General features: G+C 63.4%; 10 protein-coding genes and 1 pseudogene. 6 read left to right on the forward strand and 5 right to left on the reverse strand.

The genetic code is table 11. The features are described 5' to 3' along the window. The 4 genes from Q1V51_RS04870 to Q1V51_RS13450 all read left to right on the forward strand — a co-directional run. The coding region (locus tag Q1V51_RS04870; RefSeq protein WP_300553618.1) for a transposase at positions 1–1134 on the forward strand (1134 nt) is incomplete at its 5' end. Position 1135: 1 nt separating this feature from the next. Further along, entirely contained in the window at positions 1136–2017 is an 882-nt protein-coding gene (locus Q1V51_RS04875) for a TniB family NTP-binding protein (RefSeq protein WP_300553620.1), read from the forward strand. A 71-nt stretch (positions 2018–2088) separates the two neighbouring features. Then, positions 2089–2418 carry a TniQ family protein gene (locus Q1V51_RS13445; protein WP_366522704.1) on the forward strand — a complete coding sequence of 110 codons (330 nt, stop codon included), beginning with the start codon at positions 2089–2091 and terminating at the stop codon, positions 2416–2418. Then, positions 2390–3025: a TniQ family protein gene (locus tag Q1V51_RS13450; protein ID WP_366522705.1), complete on the forward strand. Its 636-nt coding sequence runs from the start codon at positions 2390–2392 to the stop codon at positions 3023–3025. Before Q1V51_RS13445 ends, Q1V51_RS13450 begins: the two co-directional genes overlap by 29 nt. A 16-nt stretch (positions 3026–3041) precedes the next feature. Here the strand turns inward: Q1V51_RS13450 and Q1V51_RS04880 are convergent, their stop codons facing one another. From Q1V51_RS04880 to Q1V51_RS04900, 5 genes are all read right to left on the reverse strand, one after another. After that, a complete protein-coding gene (locus tag Q1V51_RS04880; protein WP_300553623.1) occupies positions 3042–3638 on the reverse strand; it encodes an SMC-Scp complex subunit ScpB in 597 nt (198 codons plus the stop codon). Between the two features lie 2 nt (positions 3639–3640). Continuing rightward, positions 3641–4525, reverse strand: coding sequence for a DUF1403 family protein (locus tag Q1V51_RS04885; protein ID WP_300553626.1), 885 nt, complete (start codon positions 4523–4525; stop codon positions 3641–3643). 206 nt (positions 4526–4731) lie between these two features. Beyond that, positions 4732–5748 carry a TniQ family protein gene (locus Q1V51_RS04890; protein ID WP_300553629.1) on the reverse strand — a complete coding sequence of 339 codons (1017 nt, stop codon included), beginning with the start codon at positions 5746–5748 and terminating at the stop codon, positions 4732–4734. After that, positions 5745–6626 carry a TniB family NTP-binding protein gene (locus Q1V51_RS04895; RefSeq protein WP_300553632.1) on the reverse strand — a complete coding sequence of 294 codons (882 nt, stop codon included), beginning with the start codon at positions 6624–6626 and terminating at the stop codon, positions 5745–5747. Before Q1V51_RS04895 ends, Q1V51_RS04890 begins: the two co-directional genes overlap by 4 nt. Continuing rightward, positions 6616–8262: a Mu transposase C-terminal domain-containing protein gene (locus Q1V51_RS04900; protein WP_300553635.1), complete on the reverse strand. Its 1647-nt coding sequence runs from the start codon at positions 8260–8262 to the stop codon at positions 6616–6618. Before Q1V51_RS04900 ends, Q1V51_RS04895 begins: the two co-directional genes overlap by 11 nt. Positions 8263–8369: 107 nt before the next feature. On the opposite strand from Q1V51_RS04900, the gene Q1V51_RS04905 reads away from it, so the two are divergent. Together Q1V51_RS04905 and Q1V51_RS13455 are read left to right on the forward strand one after the other, a co-directional pair. Beyond that, a complete protein-coding gene (locus tag Q1V51_RS04905; RefSeq protein ID WP_300553637.1) occupies positions 8370–9506 on the forward strand; it encodes a tyrosine-type recombinase/integrase in 1137 nt (378 codons plus the stop codon). 58 nt (positions 9507–9564) lie between these two features. Beyond that, positions 9565–9660: pseudogene (locus tag Q1V51_RS13455) on the forward strand (recombinase family protein); the annotation flags it as partial.

The following is a 9660-nucleotide window of genomic DNA, read 5'->3' on the forward strand; positions in this document are numbered from 1 at the left end:
GATGTCGTCCAGATAGACCATACCCCCGCCGACATCCAGTTTGTGGAAGTCATCGATGGTCAGGGCATCTATATCGGACGCCCCTATCTCACTATCGCAGCCGATGTTGCAACAAGCGCGATTATCGGCTTCTGCCTGACCTTGGAGCGCCCATCGCGACTGTCCGTCGCGCTCTGCCTCGCGCATGCGATGTGTCGGAAGGAAACCTGGCTGTCCGACCGCAGCCTTGAGCATGCCTGGCCGATGTACGGCCGCCCGAAGCAGATCGTCGTGGATTCCGCGAAGGAATTCCAGAGCAGCACCTTCACGCAAGGCTGCGCTGACTATGGCATCACGATCCGCTCGAGAAACAAGGGAACCGTTCACCGGGGCGGAATTGTCGAGCGACTCCTGGGGAAGGTGAACGCCGTCCTGCGGTCATTGCCCGGCAAGACCGGGCGATCCGTTGCGGACCGGGGTGAATATTCCTCGGAACAACGGGCACGGCTTCGTTTTGCGGACCTCGAGCGCTGCGTCGCGTTGGCCATCATCGACCACAATCTGAGCCAGAACGCCCGCAAGCTCACCGTCCCAGCCATTGAGTGGGAACGACGGTGCCAAACCCTGGGCCGCCCGGTCGACGATCCTGTTGATGTCCTGCTCAATTTCCTGCCGCGCAAGTCCCGCCGGATTTCACCGCAAGGCATCAGCCTGTTTGCCCTGGACTATTACGAGCCCTGGCTCGGCTCCCTGGTCGCCCGACGTGACCGGCTGGACCCGCTCGATGTGCGCTATGACCCCCGGGACATCAGCCATATCTATGTCAGGGATCCGGACGCGGGGATCTGTCGGCCAGTGAAGCGACGCGACGGCGTGACGCTGGCGATCACATTGTGGCAGCATAAGGCGGACCGCATGCGGCGGCGCGCAGACGGTCGCGGCCGCGTGCAGGACAAGACGGCCATCCGGCGCGAAATCACCGCGACCGTGGCGGGGGCAGAAACCACGAAGCGGCAGTTGAAGGAGAGGGTACGTGCCCGGCACGCCGCCGAGGCCGAAAAACCCTACGCCAGCCTCGCCGCAGCCGCGGCCCCGACTCCGGCGAAGCCCGATCCGGATCGTCCCCGTCGGGTCTTCCCTGTGGAGGAGTGGTGAGATGACGGATCATCTTCTTTCGTCCGCTCTCCTTCAGCTGCAATCGGACGACAGGGCCCGGATTGCCGCTATCCGCGCGCCGCGCTGGATCAGCCATCCGGTCGCCACGAAAGCCCATGACGCGATGCGGATGCTTCTTGAGCGGCCCGCGTCCCTGCGACCGAGAGGACTTCTGCTGACCGGCGCCTATCACAACGGCAAGACGATGATCGCCGAACGGTTCGCGGTCGAGCATCTTCGGCAAGCGGACCGGCAAAGGGTCTGGGTCATCCAGACCCGGGAAGGCGCCGGCCTTTCTCACTTCTATGCCAGTATTCTTTCCGGTCTGCGCGCGCCTCAGGCCGCGGGTTGGCGCAGCCTGTCCCGGGCCGGCGAGCAGGTGGACCATCTCCTGGACAGCCTGAAGCCGCGTCTGCTCATTTTCGACGAATTCCACAGCGCGTTGCGCGGACGGCGCCAGGATGTGAAAGCGATCTTCTCGTTTTTGCGCCGCATTGCCCGGGTCCATGACATCTCGCCGGTCCTTGTCGGTGAAGTTGCGGTCTATGATGCGGTGCATGACACCGATGAAATGGGATCGCGATTCGATACGGTGCCCATTCCCCGGTGGGGGTATGACGAGGATTTCGCCACGCTCCTCGACAGCCTCGAGGCCAGCATGCCCCTCGCTCGCGCCTCCGACCTGTCGCGCGAGCCGTTGGCCAGGATCATCCACGATCTGTCGGAGGGGTTGATCGGCGAGGTCGTCGACATCGTCACCCGGGCCGCGGTTGCCGCGATTGCGGGCGGAGAGGAACGGATCACGGGCGCGGCCCTTTCCGCCCTTGGCTATGTGCCGCTGTCGAAGCGCCGGAATTCTGCCTTGCGAAACGAAATGACGTGAGCCTGGGGCCGTCCGGGATCAGCGTCACCCCCGCGCGCAGATATGGCAGCGTGGCAGGGCGCCGCTGGCCCGTGGATGTCGCACCGGCTCCAGGCGAGCTCCTGTCAAGCTGGTTGCATCGCCTCGCCCATGCCAATGGCGTTCCGCGCCGCTACTTCGGCGGGTTTCTCGGGGCCGCGGGCGAGAACTGGTCGGCACGACTTGACCGGAGGCTGCCCGAACGCGTCCTCCGCCTGCTCGTTGAGCATACCCGGGTACCTCTGGAAGACATTGCGGGTTTGGCCGTCGCGCCCGATCCCCTTGCCCGGCTGCGCTTGCCCTTGCGGCCCGGAAGGGGGGGGAAGCTGCGTATCGGGGTCGCAGGCAAACTGGTTGCAGTTTTGCCCGGCCTGTCTGGTTGAAGACGAGACACCCTATTTTCGGCGCGGTTGGACCCTGGCAACGCGGGTTTCCTGCTTTCGGCATGGGTGCCGATTTCGGGACCGATGCCCTGCCTGCGAGGGCGGGCTCGCCCCGTTCAGACAGAACCGCCTTGTGCCGCACCAGTTTTGCGCCCTGTGTGGCGCAGAGCTCGGCAAACCCACCGCTCCTGCCGCCCATGGCGTCCGTCGCCTTGAACGGCTGATCGATGACCTGCTTGCCCTGCACGCGGCAGGGCATCGGTCAGGAAGCAAGAGATCACTGCCTGATCTGCTCGGCGCCGCCTGCTTTCAATTTGGTGGAAAGCGCATGTCCATCGCGCGCCTCTCCCATCGGGATCGCTATCAGCAGTTTCGACAAATGACGAAAGGGCAATCGACACCTTTCGGAAAGAGAAGAAGTCCCGCGATCTCTTGTTGGAAACGTGTCGCTCAGGCTGCGCCAGCTTGGAGCGGACTGGTCACATCATTCAGCGATGCCGTCCTGCCTCGGCCCAAAGCTGGGCCTTGCTCTACCACCGCTGGCCCGAATTTGGCAGATCTCGTTCAAGCGGCCGCGCGGCTCCATCAGAAGCGGCAAGCGCTGTGAGAATTCCCGGCGGGTTTCAGGGGCGCGCCGCCAGCCCGGCGTCACCCAGCTGTTCCGGGTCTGGCAGGTCGCGCAACGTCTCGAGTCCAAAGGCCACCAGGAATTGCTCGGTGGTGACGAAGGTATAGGGTGCGCCACGACGTGGACTGCGGGGGCCGGTGGCGATGAGATCGCGGGCATGCAACCGCCCGATTAGGTCACGACTGATTTCCTTGCCGAAGATGTCTTTCAGCCCGTCGCGGGTAATCGGCTGGTGATAGGCGATGGCGGCCAGCACCGCGACGTCGAACTCGGTCAGGTTCAGATCCTGATCGCCCACATCCGCCGCCGCCCGTATCGCCGGGGAATAGGCGGGGCGGGTGCGCAGCATCCATCCGCCCGAGACGCGTCCCACCTCGAACGACCGCCCCTCCAGATCGGCGGCAAGGTCCTCTACAAGCAGATCGACCGACGCTCCCTGCCCCACGACACGGGCCAGATCTTCGCGCGGCACCGGCGAGGCCGACGCAAACAGCACCGCCTCGATCCGCCGCATCCATTCGCGCCAGCGCAGCTCGGACGGCAGGTCGGGCAACTCGCGGTCCAGGTCCGGCTCAGGTCGGTCCTTCGCCATTCCTACACTCCATAGAGCCTGAAGGTATCGCGGCCGGTCAGCTCGCGCACCGCGCCGAGATCGACCAACCGGTCACAGAGCCGCCGCGCGGCGCGGTCCGGCAAGGGCAAGGCACCGGGTGCCACCGCGTCCTGTGTCAGGAATATCTCGACCGCCTCCCCGGCCCCCTTCGCCCGAAGCTTTGGTGCAACCGCTTTGAGATGCCCAGCCTGACGCGCGAGGTCGGCAGCCAAACGGACGGCTTCGATCACCGAGGCTGCTAACGCCCGATGACAGGCCAAGCTTAGGTCTTCGCCTCGCTTGCGCAGGTCGGCGCGTTTCAGTCCCGCCGCCAGCAGAGGCACGAGATGATCCCAGTCGAGTTCCTGGGCGAGGGCGGCGTCAGCGAGGACGAGCGCCGACACTTCTGCACGCGGTTCCTCCGTCAGCACTGCCTCCAGCACCGCCGCGGAACGGGTCACCGGTGCCCCATTTCCCGCGTCGAGCCAAGTGGCGATCTGGCCCGGCTCGAGGATCGGCAAAGCTCGGGCCAGAGCCTTGACCGACACCGGCCGTTCCACCGCGCGCCGCCAAGACAGATAGGCCTCTCCCGCCGGGCCGGGCAGGTCGCCGGGCCGCAGCAGATGCACCGCGTCGCGCAACTCGCCTGCCCTTTCGGCCCCCCCCGAAAACGTTACACAAGCCTCGGCCGCGCGCAGCGCCAGTCGATCGCGCAACAAGGCTTGGGGGAGGTCCTCGCGCCGCAACACAACATGCAGGTGGTTCAGCGCCGCACCCGATAAAAAGGCAACATCTTCAATAGTTTCAGCGCGTGCTGAGGTGACCCAGGAGGGTATCCTGGATATTGTGTCGAAGTCGTCCGCGGGATCGTGACGGGCATAGGTCATGCCCCAGCACTATACTGGCGCGGCGCTTTTTACCACAAATTAGCACAGAAACCGCCTAACTCTGTCGATTCATAACACGTCCAATAACCTTGCGTTATCGGACATAAAAATGATATGCCCCAAAACATGGGCAATCTCACGAATAACGGTGTCGGATGACCGGAATTCATGAGATTCAAACACTTCCCTGAAAAACGAACCGGGGTTCATGAGATTCTGGAGCGGTATTCATGAGACTGGACGCGCCGGAATTCGTGAGACTGGCGACGTTTCTTGGGCTTTGCAGCGCTCTGACGCTCTCTCTCGTCGCGCTGAGCACGCCAGAGCCGGGCTGAGATGCGTCTCCTCAACGAGAGAGGCCATGTCGCCAGCGCCTCGCGAACCCGCACCTGCCCGACCACGTCGCTCTTCAGCAAGATGGATATCGCCTGATCGACCGGGTTATCGACGACCCGACCTATCCCCACCGTCAATGCGAGTGCTTGTAACAACGAGCCCTGTGCGAGGCCAAACAAGCCGGGGCGCACTGGTTTGGTCAGGACCGGCGCGACCTCATCGTATTCTGGGACGACAACCGTCAGCGCCTGGCGGATGATCGGCGTGGTGAGAAACTCGTGGTAGTCGCGGCGCGTCTCGAGCGACATGCGCGGCTGCTCGGAAAGAGATGGGGGCGAGGCTCGGCGGTGTCGTGTTGTCAGAAGGGCCAATATCTCGACTGGCCCCAGATCCCCCAGACCGAGTCCCTGAACCCACGCATCGAGAACAGCAGCCCCGACCTTTGCAGGCGCGTCCGCTGTCGCCATCCGTTTTGCACCCAGCACCACAGGCAGCGTCTCGCCTGTCGTATCCTGATAATCTGAACCATGGACAGGACACCGAAAAACCCACGGAAGAGCCGCGGACTTGTTCTGCACGTCGGCGGGGCATTGCAGGCAGTGGTGCCGGTTCCGGCGGATCATCACACGGGCCTCGGGGATTTGCTCCCCGAAAGTCATCGCGTGAACTGCCTCGTCCGAGAGCCCGGTCCGGGCAGCGATCAGGGCCCCCTCCCCTTCCGAAAGACGCCATTCCAGATCGAAGACGTCGCGGCCCGAGAACCCCAACTCGGCCAGGAACTCCGGGACGGTCATCGCGTAGAACGGCGCCATGCGGGCGATCCAGGAGGACAGGCGTTCGTCAGCCTCGGGTGGGAACACCACCGGCAGGAGGCCCTGCCCGATCACACTGGCTCTCCCAGAACCGCCTGCAACCGGTCGCCGCTCAGAATATCGCGCGAGAGGATGCGTTCCTCGCCGCTTTCGATGGCGGCGATTGCCAGCTGAGACATGATGGAAAATATCCCCGAGGTGATGCCGCCGGTCACCTTGATCATCCGCGACAGCGCCTTCTCGTCGATCTCGCTTTCCCGCCTTAGCGGCAGGCTGCGCATGAGCGTGCTCATCAGCCCGGTGAAATCGGCCCCGTCCTGCCAGGGCGGCAGGCCGAACGCCTCAAAACGGCGTACCAGCTGGTCATCGGTGCGCAGCGCATTACGGGCCTGGGCGGTGCCGACACAAACGAGAGGAACGCGCAGCTCGTTGCCCAGAAATCGCAGCATGTTCAGGAACCGTGCCTGCTCGCGTATCGTGCCCGCCTGCAGGCTGTGGATTTCGTCGATCACCAGCATATGAGGGCGCAACTCGGTGAGCAGCCGCAGGGCCAGGCTTTCAAGGACAGCAAGCGTTGCGCGGGGAGGTTCCGGGGCACCGATTGCAGCCAGAATCCGGCGGTAGAACCTTGTCTCATCGGGGCCTGAAACCATCTGCACCGCGACGACCGGCATGTGCAACCGACCAGTGGTGTCATCAAAACTCGAGGGGTGATCGCGCGTGAATTTCTCGATGATCATGGTCTTGCCCATGCCACTTTCGCCGACCAGGAGCAGGTTCGGCATCCGGGCACGTTCCGGAAAGGATAGCAGGGTTTCCAACTTGGCGAGCGCCGCCTCCGCTCGGGGATAGGACACCCATCGGTCGGCACGGATGCGCAGGATCCGCTCCTCGGCGCTGAGGGCGGCAATTCTGCTGGCGTTCGGATAGAGATGCGGAAACTCAGTCGTCATCGTACCATTCCTCGACATAGAAGCCCGGGTGGTCTTTCAGCGCATTGCTCTTGTTTTCCGAGGCGGGAAGCGCTTCGGGCGCATTTGGCCCAGGCGTCACATCGCGCATCGGGCGTGGGTCCAGATGCGCCCGCCGGGCCTGGTGGCGCCGTATCGCCTTGGTCTGCCGCGCGGCGCTATCAACGAGGTCGCGCTGCGCCTCGATCGTCCGAAAGATGAGTTCCTCATCCACCGACCGGCGCCCGGCCTCCCGCAAGGCGCGCCGCGCCGCGCGGTGTTCCCAGAGCGTGATCGCGGGACGGGTCAAATCGGCCGGCCGCGCCTCGATAATGCCATCCTCGGTCAGCACGAAGATGCGCGAGAGATCGCGTGGGTCGTATTTGAGGGTGTATTTGCGACTTTCCCGGGCCATCAGCCAGCGCAACTCGTCCGCCCAGTAGCGGATGTGAAAGAGATGAAAGCCGTCACGCTGCAAGACCCGCTGTTCAGAGGGCAGAAAATCCACCAGGAATTGCCGGAGATCTGCGGGCATGCGGAGCCTAGATTGGCCTGCAGTCAGCCCCCAGGCCGCAGAGGGCGTAGTTTCTAACGCGCTGTGGATGCGCGCGTGGTAGGAGCCGGTGATTTCCAACGCGAGCCAGGTTTCCAGCTCCTGCAGAGTCATCACCGCTTCGGCCTCCGCGTCGAGATCGCCACGCTCGAAGATGTTCGAGAAATGCGAGCCCGGCAGCAGGTGAACCGCCCCCATCATCGTGCCGATCAGGCGCTCGATATGGCCGCCGTAGCGCGGTGTGCCTGGAGGGCGGTACCGAAGGTCGATCTGGTACTCGGCGCAGGCGAGCCCGAAGGCGCGGGCATGGAATTCCGCGCCATTGTCAACGTAGATCGCCCTTGGCATGCCATGAACGGGCCAATCTGTGTTGATCCCACGCGCCGCGAGCCAATGCGACTTGTCCATCACCGCATGGGTCAGGCAAAGCGCAACGGAAAGAAGCGAGGGCGGTTCCAGAGACAGGTGAAACCCCAGAACCATGCGGGTATTCACGTCGATCGCCACGGTCAGCGTCGGCCGGCCAAGCGGGCGCCGGGTTACTGGATCGACGACCGTCACATCAGCCTTGGTATGATCGATCTGGACGATGTCGAGCGGGCGGGCCGCGGTGAGCGTTCCGGGCGTGGCAAGGTGGCGGCGCTCCGCCTTGTCCTTCCCCTCCCGCCTGGCCATAAGTTTTGCCTGATCCTTCAGATCCAGCCAACGGCCCAGGCGCCGGATCGAGGGTGGTGCCAGCCCTTTCGCCTTGCAGTCGGCTGCAACCTCCCGCCAGAACCGGGTCTTGGTCGGTTTGCGGCGGGTGGCGTAGAATTCCTTGAAATGGTGGGCCACGATCGCCTCGACCGCAGGGTCCATTGGCTGCATGCCTGGCTTTGGGCCGGATGTATTCGGCAGAAGCGCGCTGGTCCGCGCATCCTCCCGGAACTGCTTTGCCAAACGATAGACCGTCGCCCGGCTGACATCCAACCGCCGCATCGCCCAAGAAACGTCACCTTCGGTGAGCTGTTCCGGCAGTTCGGCAAGCACTCTTGCGCGAAACTCGGCTTCTTCCCAGTCTTGGTCAGGCACGGGATTATCGGACATGACTTGAACGACGCACGGATGCTGTGTAGTCTTACGAATAGTGACTCACGTCCATATACAGTCTCATGAATTCCGACTCAATCTCGAAATGAAAAACCGGCAAAGCATTGAAAACAAATGGACCGCAGTCTCAAGAATTCCGGCAGACCGACACAGACGCCGAGAAATCGACCTCAGCGCCCTCCGATTCGAACAATCAAGCTCAGCGCGACGAGAGAGACCAAGTCAGCACCGACCCCATCGCCCTACCGGCCCATGTGGCCGGGTCCGGCACGCTCGACCGGCTTGTCGACACCGCCCGTGATTACGCCAGGGCCTCGACCGCCGAGAACACCAACAAAGCTTATGCCGCCGACTGGAAGCACTTCGCGCGTTGGTGCAGATTGAAGGGAACGGATCCCCTCCCCCCGTCTCCCGAAATGATCGGGCTCTACCTGACCGATTTGGCAGCGCCGGCGAAAGGCACCCCTGCCCTCTCCGTCTCTACGATCGAGCGCCGCCTGTCCGGCCTGGCCTGGAACTATGCGCAACGCGGCTTCTCGCTCGATCGCAAGGACCGCCATATCGCCAACGTCCTCGCTGGGATCAAACGCAGGCACGCGCGCCCGCCTGTGCAAAAGGAAGCGATCCTGCCCGAGGACATTCTCGCCATGGTGGCCACCCTGCCCTTCGATCTGCGCGGCCTGCGGGATCGGGCGATCTTGCTGATCGGCTTTGCAGGCGGTCTGCGCCGCTCCGAAGTCGTCAGCCTGGACGTCAGCAAAGACGACACGCCTGACAGTAGCGGATGGATTGACGTCTTCGAAGATGGCGCGGTTTTGACATTGAACGCAAAGACAGGCTGGCGCGAGGTGGAAATCGGACGCGGATCCTCAGAACAGACCTGTCCTGTGCATGCGCTCGAGCAATGGCTGCATTTCGCCAAGATCGATTTCGGCCCCGTGTTCACCCGCACGTCGAGGGACGGGAAGCGGGCGATGGACGAGCGGCTCAACGACAAGCATGTCGCGCGCCTCATCAAGAAGACGGTGCTGAAATCCGGCATCCGAGCCGAGCTGCCCGAAAACGAGCGCCTTGCGCTGTTCTCCGGTCACTCGTTGCGCGCCGGTCTCGCAAGTTCGGCCGAAGTCGATGAGCGCTTTGTCCAGAAACAGCTCGGACACGCCTCGGCCGAGATGACCCGCCGCTACCAGCGCCGTCGCGACCGGTTCCGGGTGAACCTAACCAAAGCAGCCGGTCTCTGATCGCACGCTCATTCGGTGGTTTAGTAGTGACACCTAAAATTGCAAACGGCCCGTTTTCATGCCCCTGATCGGCTACGCCCGCGTTTCCACTGAGGATCAAACCCCCCTGCCCCAGTCTGAGGCCCTGCAAACTGCGGGATGTGTCGAAATCCAT

The organism is Maricaulis sp. (assembly GCF_030149235.1).
Lineage (GTDB): Bacteria > Pseudomonadota > Alphaproteobacteria > Caulobacterales > Maricaulaceae > Maricaulis.